Below are 19,529 nucleotides of genomic sequence, written 5' to 3' on the forward strand. Positions count from 1 at the left end.
AAGTTCTCCATAATCTCGTTTCTCTGCTGCAGACGCAGCGACGCAAACGAAGCGGTGCCGGGTAGTGGTGGTTCAGGCGCGGCGGGTTGGGCGGATCGATCTTTAAAAACTAACAGCCGATAAGTGTGGGCGCTTGATGCGGAATGCGGCGGCGGATTCTTGTGGATCTGCTGCAAGGCAAAAAGTATCAGAAAGCCTCACACAGTATTAGAGGAAGGTTTATCTGTCGAAAGACGGATTGATCATCGTCAGTACGTTGAGTGAGCGACCGGTTTCTGACGAAACCGAAAACAGTAACAGGTTTGAACTGAAGAGTTTGATCCTGGCTCAGATTGAACGCTGGCGGCATGCCTTACACATGCAAGTCGAACGGCAGCACGGACTTCGGTCTGGTGGCGAGTGGCGAACGGGTGAGTAATACATCGGAACGTGTCCTGGAGTGGGGGATAGCCCGGCGAAAGCCGGATTAATACCGCATACGCTCTGTGGAGGAAAGCGGGGGATCTTTCGGGACCTCGCGCTCAAGGGGCGGCCGATGGCAGATTAGGTAGTTGGTGGGGTAAAGGCCTACCAAGCCGACGATCTGTAGCTGGTCTGAGAGGACGACCAGCCACACTGGGACTGAGACACGGCCCAGACTCCTACGGGAGGCAGCAGTGGGGAATTTTGGACAATGGGCGCAAGCCTGATCCAGCAATGCCGCGTGTGTGAAGAAGGCCTTCGGGTTGTAAAGCACTTTTGTCCGGAAAGAAAACCTCGTGGCTAATATCCATGAGGGATGACGGTACCGGAAGAATAAGCACCGGCTAACTACGTGCCAGCAGCCGCGGTAATACGTAGGGTGCGAGCGTTAATCGGAATTACTGGGCGTAAAGCGTGCGCAGGCGGTGCTGTAAGACCGATGTGAAATCCCCGGGCTTAACCTGGGAACTGCATTGGTGACTGCAGCGCTGGAGTATGGCAGAGGGGGGTGGAATTCCACGTGTAGCAGTGAAATGCGTAGAGATGTGGAGGAACACCGATGGCGAAGGCAGCCCCCTGGGCCAATACTGACGCTCATGCACGAAAGCGTGGGGAGCAAACAGGATTAGATACCCTGGTAGTCCACGCCCTAAACGATGTCAACTGGTTGTCGGGCCTTCATTGGCTTGGTAACGTAGCTAACGCGTGAAGTTGACCGCCTGGGGAGTACGGTCGCAAGATTAAAACTCAAAGGAATTGACGGGGACCCGCACAAGCGGTGGATGATGTGGATTAATTCGATGCAACGCGAAAAACCTTACCTACCCTTGACATGGATGGAATCCTGCTGAGAGGCGGGAGTGCCCGAAAGGGAGCCATCACACAGGTGCTGCATGGCTGTCGTCAGCTCGTGTCGTGAGATGTTGGGTTAAGTCCCGCAACGAGCGCAACCCTTGTCCCTAGTTGCTACGCAAGAGCACTCCAGGGAGACTGCCGGTGACAAACCGGAGGAAGGTGGGGATGACGTCAAGTCCTCATGGCCCTTATGGGTAGGGCTTCACACGTCATACAATGGTCGGAACAGAGGGTTGCCAAGCCGCGAGGTGGAGCCAATCCCAGAAAACCGATCGTAGTCCGGATCGCACTCTGCAACTCGAGTGCGTGAAGCTGGAATCGCTAGTAATCGCGGATCAGCATGCCGCGGTGAATACGTTCCCGGGTCTTGTACACACCGCCCGTCACACCATGGGAGTGGGTTTTACCAGAAGTGGCTAGTCTAACCGCAAGGAGGACGGTCACCACGGTAGGATTCATGACTGGGGTGAAGTCGTAACAAGGTAGCCGTATCGGAAGGTGCGGCTGGATCACCTCCTTTCCAGAGCTATGCATTCAGTGCATTCAAGTGCTCACGCTTATCGGCTGTGGTTTAGAGAAGCAACGCAGACAGACTCAGGGGTCTGTAGCTCAGTCGGTTAGAGCACCGTCTTGATAAGGCGGGGGTCGATGGTTCGAATCCATCCAGACCCACCACTGTCTTGTCTGGTGAGCTGGTCGGGTGAGCCCCTCTGGAGTGTGTGCTGTATGACTGGGGGATTAGCTCAGCTGGGAGAGCACCTGCTTTGCAAGCAGGGGGTCGTCGGTTCGATCCCGTCATCCTCCACCAATCCTCAATGCGCAGGGTTCTGCACACATGCAGAGCGTTGCGCATTGGCGATTGAGCCAGTCAGCGCGATGTGAGGCAACTCATGATCGGCTGTCGTTCTTTAACAATCAGGAAGAAGTAGTAAAGAGATTCACGAAAGCGGACCTGGAGATGGGTGCGTGAGTAGGTGAATCAGGGTTGTGATTGTATCGATGTATTTTATAAGTGATCGAGAGATCGCTTTGGAATACGGCGCAACACGAATACTCAACCTGTAGCGCGTGCGTCTGAACTGAGACACACCCGTTATAGGGTCAAGCGAACAAGTGCATGTGGTGAATGCCTTGGCGATCACAGGCGATGAAGGACGCGGTAGCCTGCGAAAAGCTCCGGGGAGCTGGCAAACAAGCTTTGATCCGGAGATGTCCGAATGGGGAAACCCACTCCTAATGGAGTATCCGTAGCTGAATCCATAGGCTGCGTGAAGCGAACGCGGTGAACTGAAACATCTAAGTAACCGCAGGAAAAGAAATCAACCGAGATTCCCAAAGTAGTGGCGAGCGAAATGGGATCAGCCTGTACTCTTTATTTGCAGTGTTAGCCGAACGCTCTGGAAAGTGCGGCCATAGCGGGTGATAGCCCCGTAGGCGAAAACATTGTGAAAGAACTGGGTGTACGACAAGTAGGGCGGGACACGTGAAATCCTGTCTGAAGATGGGGGGACCATCCTCCAAGGCTAAATACTCGTGATCGACCGATAGTGAACCAGTACCGTGAGGGAAAGGCGAAAAGAACCCCGGGAGGGGAGTGAAACAGATCCTGAAACCGCATGCATACAAACAGTCGGAGCCTCGCAAGGGGTGACGGCGTACCTTTTGTATAATGGGTCAGCGACTTACATTCAGTGGCGAGCTTAACCGATTAGGGCAGGCGTAGCGAAAGCGAGTCCGAACAGGGCGTCCAGTCGCTGGGTGTAGACCCGAAACCAGGTGATCTATCCATGGCCAGGTTGAAGGCACGGTAACACGTGCTGGAGGACCGAACCCACTAACGTTGAAAAGTTAGGGGATGAGCTGTGGATAGGGGTGAAAGGCTAAACAAACCTGGAAATAGCTGGTTCTCTCCGAAAACTATTTAGGTAGTGCCTCGTGTATCACCTTCGGGGGTAGAGCACTGTCATGGTTGTGGGGTCCATTGCGGATTACTTCGCCATAGCAAACTCCGAATACCGAAGAGTGCAATCACGGGAGACAGACATCGGGTGCTAACGTCCGGTGTCAAGAGGGAAACAACCCAGACCGCCAGCTAAGGTCCCCAAATATGGCTAAGTGGGAAACGAAGTGGGAAGGCTAAAACAGTCAGGAGGTTGGCTTAGAAGCAGCCACCCTTTAAAGAAAGCGTAATAGCTCACTGATCGAGTCGTCCTGCGCGGAAGATGTAACGGGGCTAAGCCATATACCGAAGCTGCGGATGCACATTTATGTGCATGGTAGGAGAGCGTTCCGTAAGCCTGCGAAGGTGCACTGGAAAGTGTGCTGGAGGTATCGGAAGTGCGAATGCTGACATGAGTAGCGATAAAGGGGGTGAAAGGCCCCCTCGCCGTAAGCCCAAGGTTTCCTACGCAACGTTCATCGGCGTAGGGTGAGTCGGCCCCTAAGGCGAGGCAGAAATGCGTAGCTGATGGGAAGCAGATTAATATTTCTGCACCATTGTGAAATGCGATGGGGGGACGGATCGCGGAAGGTTGTCCGGGTGTTGGAAGTCCCGGTCGCTGCATTGGAGAGGGTGCCCTGGCAAATCCGGGCACAGGACTCAAGGGTGTGGCGCGAGCTTCTTCGGAAGCGAAGCAACTGGAAGGGGTTCCAGGAAAAGCCTCTAAGCTTCAGTTTCACAGTGACCGTACCGCAAACCGACACAGGTGGGCGAGATGAGTATTCTAAGGCGCTTGAGAGAACTCGGGAGAAGGAACTCGGCAAATTGGTACCGTAACTTCGGGATAAGGTACGCCCCGGTAGCTTGACTGGCCTGCGCCAGAAGGGTGAAGGGGTTGCAATAAACTGGTGGCTGCGACTGTTTAATAAAAACACAGCACTCTGCAAACACGAAAGTGGACGTATAGGGTGTGACGCCTGCCCGGTGCCGGAAGATTAAATGATGGGGTGCAAGCTCCTGATTGAAGTCCCGGTAAACGGCGGCCGTAACTATAACGGTCCTAAGGTAGCGAAATTCCTTGTCGGGTAAGTTCCGACCTGCACGAATGGCGTAACGATGGCCACACTGTCTCCTCCCGAGACTCAGCGAAGTTGAAGTGTTTGTGATGATGCAATCTCCCCGCGGCTAGACGGAAAGACCCCATGAACCTTTACTGTAGCTTTGCATTGGACTTTGAACCGGTCTGTGTAGGATAGGTGGGAGGCTATGAAGCGTGGACGCCAGTCTGCGTGGAGCCGTCCTTGAAATACCACCCTGATCTGTTTGAGGTTCTAACCTTGGTCCGTGATCCGGATCGGGGACAGTGCATGGTAGGCAGTTTGACTGGGGCGGTCTCCTCCCAAAGTGTAACGGAGGAGTACGAAGGTACGCTAGGTACGGTCGGAAATCGTGCTGATAGTGCAATGGCATAAGCGTGCTTGACTGTGAGACTGACAAGTCGAACAGGTGCGAAAGCAGGTCATAGTGATCCGGTGGTTCTGTATGGAAGGGCCATCGCTCAACGGATAAAAGGTACTCTGGGGATAACAGGCTGATACCGCCCAAGAGTTCATATCGACGGCGGTGTTTGGCACCTCGATGTCGGCTCATCTCATCCTGGGGCTGTAGCCGGTCCCAAGGGTATGGCTGTTCGCCATTTAAAGAGGTACGTGAGCTGGGTTTAAAACGTCGTGAGACAGTTTGGTCCCTATCTGCCGTGGGCGCTGGATATTTGAAGGGGGCTGCTCCTAGTACGAGAGGACCGGAGTGGACGAACCTCTGGTGTACCGGTTGTCACGCCAGTGGCATCGCCGGGTAGCTATGTTCGGAAGAGATAACCGCTGAAAGCATCTAAGCGGGAAACTCGCCTTAAGATGAGATATCCCCGGGGCTTTGAGCCCCTTGAAGGGTCGTTCAAGACCAGGACGTTGATAGGTCAGGTGTGCACGTACAGTAATGTACTGAGCTAACTGATACTAATTGCCCGTAAGGCTTGATCCTATAACAGGTGTGTTTCGACATGAGTTAGCGCTTTAGCGCTTGCGACTGTCCGATCCCCGAAAGGGATGCGCTGGAACTCCCGCAGGAGTCACCAGCCCACACGGTTGAGAGATCAGTGTTGCGCCAGAAACAACACAACCCACACACGAATCCTTTACGCTTCTTCCCGATTGGCTGTGGCGCCAGGTTGACCCCAACCTGACAGCGACGCAGCAACCCGTCATGCCTGATGACCATAGCGAGTCGGTCCCACCCCTTCCCATCCCGAACAGGACCGTGAAACGACTCCACGCCGATGATAGTGCGGATTGCCCGTGTGAAAGTAGGTAATCGTCAGGCTCCCCCACAAGCCAGAAACCCCACCCCCAGCGGTGGGGTTTTTGCGTTTACGCGGCCGAAATCAACAAACAGCATTGAAGCAAGCGAAAAGTAAGCGTGGCCTCGGCGACGTCTTGACTGGAGACTGAGATCTTTAGGCCCGCGGTGCGGAGTTGATCGGCGACGACCCACGGTGCGAGTTCATCGATGCGGTTGATCGCATGCTCGGCGATGCGCGCGAGCACGAAGCGCAGATACGCCTCTGGATCGATGCCGTTGAGTTTTGCGGTGCCAATGAGGCTGTAGATCGCGGCGGCACGTTCGCCGCCGGAGTCTGCTCCAGCGAACAGATAGTTGCGTCGATTATGCTGAGATCAGCATAATCGACGTTATGCGCACTTCAGGATTATGGGGAGAACAATCCGTCCCGCGAGTCTCCGCCGAGCTCCAAGGCGTCTAGAGAGCAGCGCCGAGGGGTTCTAACTCAGCATAATAATCTGTGGTCTGATGAAGTTCCGCGAACCCGCCTGCGGAGACCATCATGTCCACCGATGCATGCCTGAAACGTCTCGCTCGCCGAGACTGGTTGATATACGGGCCGCTGAGCCAGTTCATCGATTCGTACATTGGTGAGCTGGAACGGCTACGTTATGCTCAAGGTACTATCGGAGCATATCTCCGATGTCTGGCTCATTTCAGTTATTGGATGAGGAGCCAGCGGCTATCTGCTTCCGACGTTGATGGGGCGCTTGTCGAACACTTTGTCCGGCATCACCTTCGAGTTTGTCGTTGCCCTGAACCCCGCCGATCCGTTGTGTCGGAGACACGCGCAGCGCTGCATCATCTTTTGGCATTGCCACTTTACGCGGATGTCGTGCCCGCGATCGCGCCAGGGCTGCTGGCAGACGAGTTGCACAACTTCCATGAGTATTTGCGCGACACGTGCGGCCTTGCTCCTTCGACGTGCGTCTATCGTGCTCGGCACCTCGAAGCATTTTTCGCTAGCCGCACGCCAGATGGGTTCGCTGCGTCCATCAATCTGACTACGCCGGCCGTCGACTCGTTTCTGACCAGCCTTGCCGGACAACACTGGAAACCCAGCTCACTCGGACTCGTCTGTACTAGTCTGCGAAGCTATCTGAGATTCCGTGCGTTGCAAGGTGACGATACTCGCCTTGCTGTTTTGACTTTGCCGGTGATCGCCAACTGGCCAAACCGGAAACCGCCGAAGGTACTCTCGGATATCCAGCTCGAGCATTTCCTGCAGGCCTTTGATCTCAACATCCCGTCCGGCATGCGCGACTATGCCATTGCTCGCTGCATTCTTGATCTTGGCCTGCGCGGAGACGAGGCCACCCGCCTGACACTTGACGCAATAGACTGGCGACGTGGCATCGTGACCTTACAGCACACCAAGAGCCACCGTGCGCAACGTATGCCGTTGCCTGAACAAGCGGGTGCTGCTTTAGCTCGATACCTGCGAGGGGGGCGGCCGCCAACCGACAGTCGATTTATATTTGTACGCCACCGGGCGCCGTTCGGCGTTCCGTTAAGCGTCGCGGCGATTCGCAGCGCTATGAATCGGGCGTTCGCACGCTGCAACCTGGACGATCAGTTCTGCAATACGCATGTGCTGCGGAGGTCAACCGCCACTCGTCTGCAGAGGGCGAACGTCTCGATCAAGGAGATCGCTGATCTGCTACGGCACCGGAGCTTGGACACGGCCCGCGTCTACGCTCGTGTGGATCTTGAACGCCTGCGCGAGGTTGCCCTGTCATGGCCGGGGAGCACGGCATGAACATCACCGGCGGTTGGGCCGCCCGTGTGGCGGCATATCTTGCGTATCGACGCAGCTTCGGCTTCGAACTAGCAATTGATGGCAGGCAGCTCGAATCCTTCGCCCGCTTCGCCGATCGGCGTCGCGCAGAGCATCTGACTCTGGATCTCGCGGCGGACTGGGCTCGCGATTCGAAGCGTGCCTCCTTGATTGGCTGGGCTCGCCGTATCGAAACACTGCGCGGCTTCGCCAAGTTCCAGATGCGTTCAGATCCCACAACGGTCATCCCACCGAGGAATTTGCTAGGTCGCGGACACCGTCGGCTGGTGCCACATATCTTTACTGAGCAGGAGATTCGAACGTTGCTGGCCGAAGCCAGCCTGCTTGGGCCACCTGGAGGTTTGCGCCCGGCAACGTGTTGCGCGTTGTTCGGCTTGCTGTTGACGACAGGATTGCGGATCTCCGAAGCGATTCACCTGACTGTTGCGGACGTCGATCTCGATGCTGGTGTTCTTAACGTCCGCAACTCCAAATGTCATCAGCATCGCTATGTCGCCATGCACGATACAGTCACCAGGCAGTTGCGGGAGTATGCCAACTTCCGGGACCGATTTGTCCCTGATCGATGTTCGGATCGCTTCTTCGGAGAGAAGGCGGTCAGCCGGTAACCCAACGCCAGATGTTGTACACGTTGCACGCAATATGTGAGAGGCAGCTCGGCTGGAAACCTCGCGGAGACTACCGTCGTCATCGTCTGCATGATCTACGACATACCTTCATCGTGCGCAGCGCGTTGCGCTTCTACCGAGAAGAGGAGGACATAGGGAGATGTCTGTCAGCATTGTCGATCTATGTAGGACACGCCAAGGTAGTCGATACCTATTGGTACTTTACTGGCATCCCTGAACTGATGAACATCGCGGGCGAACGCTTCCAACGCTACGCCGAAGGGGTTCCAGCATGAACAATACCCTGTTGGCTCGACCTGCCGAATTCGCCGCTTTGGTCCAGCGCTTCTTTACCGAGCGTCTGATGCAACAACAGGCTGCGAGCCCGGGAACCGTCGCGGCATATCGCGATGCATTCCGTCTTCTGCTCGGCTACGCCGAAGAACAATGCCGCAAATCAGCTGCACAACTTACGTTGCTCGACATCGACGCAGACCTCGTAGTTGGATTCCTCGCCTACCTCGAAGTGGAGCGCCACAACTCAGTACGAAGTCGTAACGCGAGGCTCGCCGCAATACGCGGGTTTGCGCAGTATATGGCGTCCCAGTGCCCGCAGGCTCTCTTTATCGCACAGCGTATTCTGGCCATCCCGATGAAGCGCTCCGACAAGCCAATGCTGGGATTCCTCACCCGTGACGAGGCAAAGGCGCTCCTGGATGCCCCTGATAGAGACACCTGGTATGGCAGGCGTGACAGGGCACTCCTCAAAGTGCTCTACAACACCGGTGCTCGGGTCTCAGAACTGACTGGCATCCATGTCAGCGATCTTGAGTTCGATGTCACTCCGAGCGTGCGCTTACACGGGAAAGGGCGCAAGCAACGGACAGTACCGATATGGAAGGATACGGCTGTCGAACTTCGGCGCTGGATCGAATATGCAGGCCTGCGCGCCGAACAACCTTTGCTACCTAACCGCTGGGGAAGATCGATGACGCGCTCGAACGCTGCGGAGCGGATTGCCGTCGCGGCAAACGCAGCCGCGACACGCTGTCCGTCGTTGATCGGGCGATCGATCTCGCCGCATACGCTTCGACATACGACCGCAATGCACCTGTTGCAGTCCGGCGTCGATATCACGGTCATTGCACTCTGGCTCGGACATGAGAGTCCTTCGACAACGCACGGTTACGTTGAAGCAGATCTCGCCATGAAGGAGCGTGCCCTGGCAGCGATTGCCCCACTGAAGACGCATCGATCCCGCTACCGGCCGCCAGACACGCTTCTAAAGTTTCTGGAGGCCCTTTGATTATGTGGAATCCTACGTGGCGAGCTCCGCCTGCTGTCCGGCTCGCCACACTTACCTGGCATAATCCCGAAGTGCGCATAACGTCGACCGATGGCCACCCCGCGTAGCGCGCGCTCGACTGGCAGGTTATCGATTTCGAGCTGGCCGTCATTGCAATAGCGTGTGAGCGCTTCCCACCGGTTCAGCGCATAGAGGATCGCCCGGCTCGTATCCGATTTGCGCGAGAGGGTCTCCAGCGCCGTTGTGAGCCACGCACGGACTCGATCGAGTAGCGGCCGCGCATGCTTCTGGCGATGCGCACGGCGCTGGTCGGGCGGCTTGCCCCTGATTGTTTCCTCAATCCTGTATAGCGCGCCGATACGCTCAAGCGCCTCGGTGTTCAACGCATTCGGGCGCGCTGCGTGCAGTTCATAGAACTGACGTCGGGCGTGCGCCCAACAGGCCGAATCCGTGACGCGCCCGGTTTCATAGATGGCCTGGTAGCCACCGTATGCATCGGCTTGCAGCGTGCCGTTGAATCATTCGAGATACTGTCGTGGTTGGATGCCCTTACGAGCCGGCGTATAGACGAACCACACCGCCGACGGCGTCGTGTCGGCCGATGCGCGGTCATCGCGCACGTAAACCCAAAGGCGACCGGTTTTCGTCTTGCCGTTGCCCGGTGCAAGCACCGGAACCGGCGTGTCGTCAGCGTGCAGTTTGGTCGCCGACATCACGTGTCGACGCAACGTTTCAACGAGCGGCTGCAGCAGCGTCGCCGCGTGACCGACCCACTTCGCAAGCAGCGAGCGATCAAGCTCGACGCCTTCTCGCGCGTACATGACCGACTGCCGGTAAAGCGGTACATGATCTGCGAACTTCGAGACCAGGACGTGGGCGAGCAGCCCTGGGCCGGCGACACCGCGTTCGATGGGCCGGCTCGGTGCAGGCGCCTGAGAGATGTGATCGCAACACACGCACGCAAACTTCGGGCGCACTTGACGGATGACCCGGAAGCTTGCCGGTACGTACTCGAGCTGTTCGGCAACGTCTTCGCCCAGCGGCTGCATCTCGCCACCGCACTCCGAGCACTTCCCGCCAGATTCAGGCAAGTAGGTTCGGAGCTAGCGCGGCAGATGTTTTGGCAGTGGCTTGCGAGGTGCCTGTTCCACAGCCGTGCGCGGCGCCTTCGGGATTTCGACTGGCGCCGCCCCTTCGTCGGCCTCAAGCTCTTCGAGGCGCAGCTCCAGTTGCTCGATCTGATGGTCCAGCTTCTCCGACTTGCGACCGAACTGCATACGGCGCAGCTTGACAATGAGCAGCTTCAGGTGTTCGACCTCGGCTGTGCGCGAGGCCAGTGCGGCTTGTTGCGAGTCGATCGTTTCCTGCAGTTTGAACACCTGCGCGTCGCGCTCGCGCAGCGCCGCCTCGTGGCTGAGCAGCATCGCCTTCAGCGTTTCGACATCGTCGGGAAGTGGGCTCGCGCGCGTCATGCGACCAGTTTGCGCGCGGGCCACGACGTTTACAACGCCGAGGTCGGTCGTGCAGTTCTCGTCGGTTGCCGCCAGTCAATGCCTTCGAGCAGCATCGACAAGTTGCGCCGGGCTCAGGCAGATAACGGCACCGTCGGCTTGAGGCCATACAAAGCGCCCCTTCTCGAGACGCTTCATCAGCAGGCACATGCCATCGCCACTCCACCACAGCACTTTGAGCAGGTCGCCGCGTTTGCCGCGAAACACGAAGACGTGTCCGCAGAACGGATCGCGTTTCAGCACGGTCTGCACCTTGGCGGCGAGACTGTTGAATCCGGCCCGCATGTCGGTGACTCCAGCGGCCAGCCACACTCGGGATCCGGACGGCAGGCCAACGGCGGACGGCAGCATCAGCAGGCTCATCGGGCAAGACCCCGCACAATCTTGATCAGGTTTGCGATGGGCGTGTCAGCGCTCAGGCGTAGCCGGACGTCACCGCATTCGACCTCGTAGGTGCCGGCGCTGTCCGGCGATGGGCTCGCCGGGCACTTCCAGTAAAGGCTCAGCTACGGCCACTGGTAGCTAGTTGAGTGCAGGCGCCTCTGGCAACGGCACGTCGGGCATGCCGAAATCGCCGTCAAGATAGTGACGACGCCATTTGAACAGCAGATTGGCGTTGATGTCGTGCTCGCGAGCGATGAGCGCGGCCGATGCGCCCGGCTTGAGCGTCGCCTCGACGATCTGCCGCTTGAACTCAACAGAAAAATTGGGTCGCTTGGACCGTTCGGATTGAGGAGAGCTGTCCACTGTTGCGTCCACCATTCGTTTGGTGGGCACCAAAGTAGCCAAACTCAACGACGAAATCTACACGGTAATGAAGACGCGCTTACAGCGAAAACCTCCACGCGCCTCAATGCTTCTCAACTCTCTACTTACCCTGCGCCAGAAATTTCTGCGCCAGTCGAACCCAATACGTCGACCCCACCGGCAATAGCTCGTCGTTAAAGTCATAACTCGCGTTGTGCAGCATGCAAGGGCCCGCGCCGTGGCCGGCTTCGCGGTGGCCGCCATCGCCGTTGCCCAAAAAAGCATAGCAACCCGGTTTCGCCAGCAGCATGAACGAGAAATCCTCGGCGCCCATCGTCGGTTCAACAGCGTCATCGACATTTTCCGCGCCAACGACCTCTTTCATGACCGACGCCGCAAAACGCGCTTCCTCGCCACTATTGATCGTAGGCGGGTAGTTCCGGTGGAATTGGATCTGAACGGAGCAATCGTATGCTTCGGCTGTACTTTGCGCGATCTTGCGCATGCGTGACTCGATCAGGTCGAGCGTTTCTGTCGTAAAGGTCCGCACGGTCCCCGCGATCCACGCGTCGTTCGGCACGACATTGACCGCATCGCCGGCATGTATTTGCGTAATCGACAATACCGCGGTATCCAGCGGCTTTTTGTTGCGCGTGATGATGCTTTGTAGTCCGCTGGCAATTTGCACCGCGGTAAAGACCGGGTCGCGACCATTGTGCGGAAGTGCCGCATGCGAGCCGACGCCCTTGATTTCGATGCGAAATTCATTGCTCGACGCCATGATGGGGCCTTCGGTCACGCCGAAGTGGCCTGCCGGCATGCCCGGCCAGTTGTGAATGCCGAACACGGCATCCACGGGAAATCTGGTGAACAGGCCGTCGTCGATCATCGCCTTCGCGCCGGCGCCCCCTTCTTCGGCCGGCTGGAAAATGAACACGATCGTCCCGTCGAAATCACCATGTTTGGCCAGGTAGTGCGCGGCACCGAGCAGCATCGCTGTATGTCCATCATGCCCGCACGCGTGCATCTTGCCGTCGTTCGTCGAACGATGATCGAAGCTGTTGAGTTCCTGGATCGGGAGCGCATCCATGTCGGCGCGCAAACCAATCGCGCGCGAGCCGTTCCCGCGCTTCAATACGCCGACCACGCCCGTCTTGCCCAAACCACGGTGAGTCTCGATGCCCCAGGACTCGAGCGAACGCGCGACGAGATCAGCGGTCACCGTCTCTTCGTAGCGCAGTTCCGGATGGGCATGGATGGTTCGTCGAAGGGTCTGGATTTCGCCGCGAGCGGCCTGAATTTCGGGGATGAGTTTCATGATGGAGTGATTATGCGTTTGTGCTCGACGAGCATGAGATCGCCGCGGACCGCGTCGGCCCGGGCACTGCGGATAATTCATTCTACGCCGAAGGCATTTTTGGCGGCACCACCCGGGTCGGCGGCCTATTGACGTAATAAAATTCCATTTTGCCCGATCGCTTTCTGCTTGCCAGGACACCTTGCCGATGAACGCCCCGACCGAATTCGCGCGCGCCGTGTGCCCGCACGATTGCCCCGACACCTGCGCGATGCGCGTGACCGTCGACAACGGACGGGCCATCAAGGTCGCCGGCGATCCCGACCATCCGCCGACTCAGGGCGTGCTGTGCACGAAGGTCAGCCGCTACGCGGAGCGCGTGTACCATCCGAACCGGTTGACGACGCCGATGAAGCGTGTCGGCCGCAAGGGCGAGGGCCGCTTCGCGCCGATCAGCTGGGACGAAGCATTGGACCTTGCCGCAAACCGCCTCGGCGAAATTGCCCGTCGCGCGCCGGAAGCGATTCTGCCGTACAGCTACGCTGGCACGATGGGCTTGGTGCAGGGCGACAGCATCGCGCAACGCTTCTTCCACAAGCTCGGCGCATCGCAGTTGGATCGAACGATTTGTGCGGCTGCCGGCGCAGCTGGCCTCAAATACACGTATGGCGGCGGCGTCGGTATGCACAGCGAGTTTTTCGCCGAAAGCGAAGTGATTCTGATCTGGGGCGCCAATCCGATCGCATCGAATCTGCATTTCTGGACGCGCGCGCAGGAAGCCAAGCGTCGCGGCGCCCGGCTGATCGCAATCGATCCGTATCGCTCGCTGACCGCGGAGAAATGCCACCAGCACATCGCGCTGAAGCCCGGAACCGACGGGGCTCTCGCGCTCGGCATCATGAACGTGCTGATCACCGAGGATCTGCTCGACCACGAATACATCGCGGCGCACACGCTGGGCTTCGCTGACTTGAAGCTGCGCGCGCTCAGCTATCCACTGTCACGCGTTAGGGAAATTTGTGACGTCAAAGAGGAAGAAATTGCCGATCTTGCGCGACTTTACGCCAGCACGAAGAAAGCCGCGATCCGCTTGAACTACGGTCTGCAGCGGGTGCGCGGCGGCGGCAATGCGGTGCGCGCGATCGCGTGTTTGCCGTCGCTGACCGGCGCATGGCGCGAGCGCGCGGGCGGGGCGCTGTTGTCGTCGAGCGGTTGGGCGCCGGTCGACTCACACGCGTTGCAGCGTCCCGACCTGATGCCGGGCTGGCCGTCGAAGCCGAGCCGCGTGATCAATATGAATGCGATCGGCGACGCGTTGCTGCACCCGGGCGACGCGACGTTCGGCCCCAAAGTCGAAGCGATCGTCGTCTACAACTCGAATCCGGTCGCGGTCGCGCCAGACTCCGAACGCGTCGCGGCTGGCTTTGCGCGCGAGGATCTTTTCACGATCGTGCTCGAGCATTTCCAGACCGACACCGCGGATTACGCCGATCTGCTGCTGCCCGCCACGACCCAGCTCGAACATCTCGACGTGCACAAGTCATACGGCCACACGCACGTGATGGTCAACCTGCCCGCGATCGCGCCGTTTGGCGACGCACGCCCGAATACCGAGATCTTCCGCGGCCTCGCGCGCCGCATGGGCCTGACGGAACCGTCACTCTTCGACAGCGACGAAGCCGTAGCGCAAGCCGCATTTCGCTGGGAAGACAAGACGCTGGACGGTGTCGACTGGCCGCTGCTGAAGCAAGCCGGCTGGGCCCGTCTCAATCTACCGGACGCGCCATTTGCCGGCGGCGGCTTTCGCACACCGTCCGGCAAGTGCGAGTTCTACAGCGAGCGCCTTGCGCAACAGGGCCTCGACCCGCTGCCGGACTATCTGCCACCCTACGAATCGGCCGACGGCTCGCCCGAACTGGCGGCCCGCTATCCGCTCGCGATGATTTCGCCTCCAGCGCGCAACTTCCTGAACAGCACCTTCGTGAACATCGAGAGTCTGCGCGCTACCGAGGGCGAGCCCCATCTCGACATCCACCCTGCGGACGCGCGCGCGGCATCGGCGACGGCGATCAGGTGCGCATCTTCAACGACCGCGGCTCGATGCAGGCGCGCGCCCGCGTGACCGACCGGGCGCGCGAAGGCCTGGTCGTCGGGTTGTCGATCTGGTGGAAGAAGCTCGCGCCGGACGGCCGTAACGCCAACCAGTTGACGAGCCAGGCACTCACCGATCTCGGCGGTTCCGCGACGTTTTACGACTGTCTCGTCGAAGTCGAGCGGGCCTGAAAGCCGCACCGCACCTTGAAGCCGACGGCGAGCCTCGCAAGTTCGAGGCTGCCGTCTAACCCCATCGCTTTGACCATTGGCGGCAATATGCCCATGCTACGATGCGTTTTTAGCACGATCATTCGAAAATAATTCAGGAGACGCTGCATGGAGAAAATCTGGCTGAAGTCTTATCCGCCCGGCGTTCCCGCAGAGATCGACCCGACACGCTATTCGTCGGTGGCCGAGTTGCTCGAGGAAGCCTTTCGCGAACACCGCGCGAAGCCGGCGTTCGTGTGCATGAGCAAGCAGATCAGCTACGGTGAACTCGACCAGCTCTCGCGCCATCTTGCGGCGTGGCTGCAGTCGAAAGGGCTCGCGCGCGGCGCGCGTGTCGCGATCATGATGCCGAACGTGCTGCAATATCCGGTCGCAATCGCCGCGATTCTGCGCGCGGGCTATGTGGTCGTGAATGTGAATCCGCTGTACACGCCGCGCGAACTCGAACACCAACTGAAGGACAGCGGCGCTGAGGCGATCATCCTGCTCGAAAATTTCGCGGGGACCTTGCAGGCAATCGTGCGCAATACGCCGGTCAAGCATGTGGTCGTCGCGGCGATGGGCGACCTGATGGGGATCAAAGGCCCGCTCGTGAACTTCGTGGTGCGCAAGGTCAAGAAGATGGTGCCGGCGTGGAGCCTGCCCGGACACGTTAAGTTCAACGACGCGGTCTCGGAGGGCGCGCGCCTGACGTTCAAGCCGGTCCAGCAGGGGCCTGACGATATCGCGTTTCTGCAATACACCGGCGGCACCACCGGCGTGGCCAAGGGCGCGACGCTGCTGCACCGGAACCTGATCGCGAACGTGCTGCAGTCGGAGGTCTGGCTCAATCCGGTGCGCGCGAACCGCACCGATATCGACCAGTTCATTACGGTCGTTGCTCTGCCGCTGTATCACGTGTTCGCGCTGACCGTGTGCGGGCTGCTGACGATCCGCACCGGCGGTCTCGGCGTGCTGATCCCGAATCCGCGCGATATCCCTGGCATGATCAAGTCGCTCGAGGGTTATGCGATCACGACGATTCCCGCCGTCAACACGCTGTACAACGCGATGTTGAACAGCCCCGATTTCCACAAGCTCGACTTCTCGAAGCTGCTGACCGCGAACGCCGGCGGCATGGCGGTGCAGGAGGCGGTCGCGAAGCGCTGGTTCGAGCGGACGCGCACGCCGATCGTCGAAGGCTATGGGCTGTCGGAAACGTCGCCGTGCGTGACCTGCAACCCCGTCACCGTCACTGAATACAGCGGCACGATCGGCCTGCCGCTGCCGTCGACCGAGATCTCGATTCGCGACGACTCAGGCAACGAATTGGCGCCCGGCCAGGCAGGCGAGATCTGCATCCGCGGCCCGCAGCTGATGGCGGGCTACTGGAACCGTCCCGACGAAACCGCCAAGGTGATGACGGCCGACGGCTTCTTTAAATCCGGTGACGTCGGCATCATGAGCGCGGACGGCTTCGTGAAGATCGTCGATCGCAAGAAGGACATGATTCTGGTGTCCGGCTTCAACGTATATCCGAATGAAGTCGAGGACGTCGTCGCAAAGCTGCCGGGCGTGTTCGAAGTCGCGGCGGTCGGCGTGCCCGATCAGCATTCGGGTGAGGCCGTGAAGCTGTTCGTCGTGAAGAAGGACCCGTCGCTGACCGACGAACAGATCTTCGCGTACTGCAAAACGCAACTGACCGGCTACAAGCGGCCCAAGGTCGTCGAATTCCGCACCGAGCTGCCGAAGAGCAACGTCGGCAAGATCCTGCGCCGCGAGTTGCGCGACGGCAGGGCTTAAGCGAGCGAAGAACAGAAAAGCCCGGCGCACGAAAGTGCGCCGGGCTTTTTCGTTGCGCCTACAAAACCCGCGCATAAAAAAAGGCGCCCGAAGGCGCCTTTGAGGCAAACTGCTTTTTTACGACTTATTAGAACTTGTGGCGAATACCAACACGAGCCGTGAACTGGTTGTTGGTCGACGAACCGGTCAGGCCGTTGATGCCTGCCGTTGCTGCGACCACCTGGCCCGGTGCGTTGACCGTGTCGCCCAGAGCGTGCTGATACACGCCGACCAGGTACACGTCGGTACGCTTGGACAGGAAGTAATCCACGCCCAGTGCGCCCTGATGGTACTGAGCACGCGAGTGGCCTTCGATCTGTTCGCCGCGCGTGTAGTCATACGCTGCGCCGACCAGCAGTGCCGGGGTCAACTGGTACTTGAAGTTGATTTCGCCGTTGTTGAACGTAGCCTTCTGACCAGTGAACGGCGACGTGAAGGTCTTGCCCAGGTTGCCGAACTGGATGTTCGAATACGTCAGGCCGATGGTTGCCGCGCCGAACGTGTACGCACCGCCTGCGCCGACGACCTGATACGTGTTAGCCGATGCGAAGCCAGCGTAAATCGGGCTCGTGACTGCGAAGTTAGCCGGAGTAGTACCCACGGCCGGTGTGTTCGTTGCGATCGTGCCGCCGTTGTTGAACAGACCACCCGATGCTGCAGGCGTACGTGCGTTCAGGTAACCAACGCCCAATGCCAGCGGGCCATTGTTATAGCCAGCACCCAACGACCAGATCTGGTTGTGCGTGAAGTCACCAGCGACGCCGCCGAAGCTATACGTGCCGCCGAACGTCAGGCCGTTGTAGTTCGCGCTCGTGTACTTGATCGTGTTGTTGGTGCGATATGCGTTGTTGAAGTTGTCGATATCGCCCGGGTGAGCGGCGATGTAACCGCCCCACTGATCGCCCGATTCGAACGGACCCACGTAGTCGACGACGGAGTCGTACTGACGACCCAGCGTGACCGTGCCGAAGGTGCTCGACAGACCGACGTATGCCTGACGACCGAACATCAGGCCGCCTTGCCCGAGCTTGCCGTTGGTCACGTCAAAGCCGTTTTCCAGAACGAACAGCGCCTTCAGACCGCCGCCCAGATCTTCCGTGCCACGCAGGCCGAAACGCGAGCCTTGCAGGACGCCGCTAGACATGTCGTACTTGTGAAAGCCACCAGCATTGGTATTCATGTTGATACCAACGTCAACGATGCCGTACAGGGTCACGCTGCTCTGCGCATGAGCGACGCCTGCGAATGCGCCCAGTGCTGCGAGAGCGAGAAGCGACTTTTTCATCGAATGATCTCCAAGGATTACGAATCTTTTGTTCAAGGCGAAATATTTAGTTGGTGCTAAGGCCTTGCTTGTCCAACTTCGCGAGAAGTTGCCACGTAATGTAACAAAAGGCATACATGGGACAAAGAAAAAGGAGGCGCTCCGGACGGCCGCTGTTTCGTTTACGCAACATGGTCTAGAATCCGAAATTAACCGCCCATTTCATGCGAATTGAGGCCTGTCGGATCGCGGCTTTCGCGTCGCAAGGCCTTGTCCCACGGACCTTCCGGAACGATGCGGCGGTTGTCGAATCAGGGAGCGCTTTATGTTGCTGGACGAGTTGATTGGCGAGTTTGATCGGGGTTTACGCTCACTGACGGGGGTCTCGCGGATGAGCCGCCCGCTGCCGCTTCCGAAGGTTTCCGCGGCGACGGCCGAGGCGCCCGAACTCTCGCCCGCGGAGCGCGCGCATGCAGCTGGTTTGATGCGGGTGAACCACGTCGGCGAAGTGTGCGCGCAGGCGCTTTACCAGGCGCAGAAACTCGCTACCGACTCGCCTTCATTGCGCGCGATGTTCGATCACGCCGCATCGGAAGAAGAGGATCATCTGGCGTGGACCGCCAAACGCCTCGAGGCGCTCGACTCGCGTCCGAGTCTGCTCAATCCGCTGTGGTACACCGGCGCACTTGCGATCGGGCTCGCCGCGGGACGTCTAGGCGATCGCGTGAGCCTCGGCTTCATGGCCGAAACGGAGCGCCAGGTCGAGCAGCATCTCGACAGTCATCTCGATCAGCTGCCCGCCGCGGACCACGAGTCGCGCGCGATCGTCGAGCAGATGCGCGCCGATGAAGTGCAGCACGGCAAGGCCGCGATGGACGCGGGTGGCATCGAGTTGCCGTTTCCGGCGCGTGCGTTGATGCGCGCGATGTCGAAGGTGATGACGCGCACCGCCTACTACATATGAGCGTTTCGGCTTTGCTTCGTCGACCGCCGCACCGCACGTATCGCATCGAGCATCGCTGAACGCATTAATCGCAAGTGGCACGGCGCCGCGCGCGCCGTTCGTCATTCGTCCCCGCAGCGTCGTCCTTTTCCTTTCAGAATCCCTTAACGATCTCTTTCAATCCGCGCTGTTTCCCCGCACTGTTCACGTATCACCTTCACAAGTTGCACTAGCCCATTCATTTATAATGGTTTTCCGT

At 58.9% G+C, this 19,529-nt stretch carries 10 protein-coding genes, 2 tRNA genes, 3 rRNA genes and 3 pseudogenes; 12 read left to right on the forward strand and 6 right to left on the reverse strand.

The features are described from left to right. Positions 1-304: 304 nt before the first annotated feature. The 5 genes from QFZ94_RS14515 to rrf all read left to right on the forward strand — a co-directional run bounded on the left by QFZ94_RS14515 (position 305) and on the right by rrf (position 5,635). Positions 305-1,837, forward strand: a 16S ribosomal RNA gene (locus tag QFZ94_RS14515). Between the two features lie 78 nt (positions 1,838-1,915). Continuing rightward, positions 1,916-1,992: transfer RNA gene (locus QFZ94_RS14520), tRNA-Ile, on the forward strand. A gap of 57 nt (positions 1,993-2,049) precedes the next feature. Beyond that, positions 2,050-2,125 (forward strand) — tRNA-Ala (locus tag QFZ94_RS14525). 291 nt (positions 2,126-2,416) lie between these two features. Further along, positions 2,417-5,296, forward strand: a 23S ribosomal RNA gene (locus QFZ94_RS14530). 225 nt (positions 5,297-5,521) lie between these two features. Then, positions 5,522-5,635 (forward strand): 5S ribosomal RNA (gene rrf, locus QFZ94_RS14535). Together the 16S, 23S and 5S rRNA genes with 2 tRNA genes alongside form the textbook arrangement of a ribosomal RNA operon. Positions 5,636-5,682: 47 nt before the next feature. Here rrf and QFZ94_RS14540 read toward each other — a convergent pair. Then, positions 5,683-5,976, reverse strand: a pseudogene (locus QFZ94_RS14540) (transposase domain-containing protein); the annotation flags it as partial. A 179-nt stretch (positions 5,977-6,155) separates the two neighbouring features. Between QFZ94_RS14540 and QFZ94_RS14545 the strand changes: the two are divergent. The 4 genes from QFZ94_RS14545 to QFZ94_RS14560 all read left to right on the forward strand — a co-directional run bounded on the left by QFZ94_RS14545 (position 6,156) and on the right by QFZ94_RS14560 (position 9,365). Next, positions 6,156-7,412, forward strand: a complete 1,257-nt coding sequence (locus tag QFZ94_RS14545) for a site-specific integrase (protein WP_429457814.1) — start codon at positions 6,156-6,158, stop codon at positions 7,410-7,412. Continuing rightward, entirely contained in the window at positions 7,409-8,059 is a 651-nt protein-coding gene (locus QFZ94_RS14550; RefSeq protein ID WP_429457816.1) for a tyrosine-type recombinase/integrase, read from the forward strand. The genes QFZ94_RS14545 and QFZ94_RS14550 overlap by 4 nt, the downstream gene beginning before the upstream one ends. Positions 8,060-8,172: 113 nt before the next feature. After that, positions 8,173-8,355 carry a hypothetical protein gene (locus QFZ94_RS14555; RefSeq protein ID WP_429457818.1) on the forward strand — a complete coding sequence of 61 codons (183 nt, stop codon included), beginning with the start codon at positions 8,173-8,175 and terminating at the stop codon, positions 8,353-8,355. Then, positions 8,352-9,365, forward strand: a complete 1,014-nt coding sequence (locus QFZ94_RS14560; RefSeq protein ID WP_429457820.1) for a tyrosine-type recombinase/integrase — start codon at positions 8,352-8,354, stop codon at positions 9,363-9,365. Before QFZ94_RS14555 ends, QFZ94_RS14560 begins: the two co-directional genes overlap by 4 nt. Before the next feature lie 80 nt (positions 9,366-9,445). Here the strand turns inward: QFZ94_RS14560 and tnpC are convergent. The 4 genes and pseudogenes from tnpC to QFZ94_RS14580 all read right to left on the reverse strand — a co-directional run. Continuing rightward, a pseudogene (gene tnpC, locus QFZ94_RS14565) lies at positions 9,446-10,789 on the reverse strand (IS66 family transposase); the annotation flags it as partial. Between the two features lie 123 nt (positions 10,790-10,912). Then, positions 10,913-11,239, reverse strand: a complete 327-nt coding sequence (gene tnpB, locus QFZ94_RS14570) for an IS66 family insertion sequence element accessory protein TnpB (protein ID WP_368586832.1) — start codon at positions 11,237-11,239, stop codon at positions 10,913-10,915. Positions 11,240-11,398: 159 nt separating this feature from the next. Further along, positions 11,399-11,623, reverse strand: a complete 225-nt coding sequence (locus QFZ94_RS14575) for a transposase (protein ID WP_429457822.1) — start codon at positions 11,621-11,623, stop codon at positions 11,399-11,401. A 121-nt stretch (positions 11,624-11,744) separates the two neighbouring features. Then, on the reverse strand, positions 11,745-12,941 hold the full coding sequence (locus QFZ94_RS14580) for a M20 aminoacylase family protein (protein ID WP_410848663.1): 1,197 nt from the start codon (positions 12,939-12,941) through the stop codon (positions 11,745-11,747). A gap of 187 nt (positions 12,942-13,128) precedes the next feature. Here QFZ94_RS14580 and QFZ94_RS14585 point away from each other — a divergent pair. Continuing rightward, positions 13,129-15,203 (forward strand): annotated as a pseudogene (locus QFZ94_RS14585) (molybdopterin-containing oxidoreductase family protein). A gap of 147 nt (positions 15,204-15,350) precedes the next feature. Next, positions 15,351-17,024, forward strand: coding sequence for a long-chain fatty acid--CoA ligase (locus QFZ94_RS14590; RefSeq protein ID WP_429457824.1), 1,674 nt, complete (start codon positions 15,351-15,353; stop codon positions 17,022-17,024). Between the two features lie 127 nt (positions 17,025-17,151). Here QFZ94_RS14590 and QFZ94_RS14595 read toward each other — a convergent pair whose 3' ends face one another. Further along, complete coding sequence (locus tag QFZ94_RS14595) at positions 17,152-18,348, reverse strand: porin (RefSeq protein WP_429457826.1); 1,197 nt, start codon at positions 18,346-18,348, stop codon at positions 17,152-17,154. Positions 18,349-18,652: 304 nt separating this feature from the next. Here QFZ94_RS14595 and coq7 point away from each other — a divergent pair, with 304 nt between their 5' ends. Next, on the forward strand, positions 18,653-19,291 hold the full coding sequence (gene coq7 / locus QFZ94_RS14600) for a 2-polyprenyl-3-methyl-6-methoxy-1,4-benzoquinone monooxygenase (RefSeq protein WP_429457828.1): 639 nt from the start codon (positions 18,653-18,655) through the stop codon (positions 19,289-19,291). Positions 19,292-19,529 lie beyond the last annotated feature (238 nt).

The sequence above is a fragment of the Paraburkholderia sp. JPY465 genome (genome assembly GCF_050436725.1).
GTDB lineage: Bacteria > Pseudomonadota > Gammaproteobacteria > Burkholderiales > Burkholderiaceae > Paraburkholderia > Paraburkholderia youngii.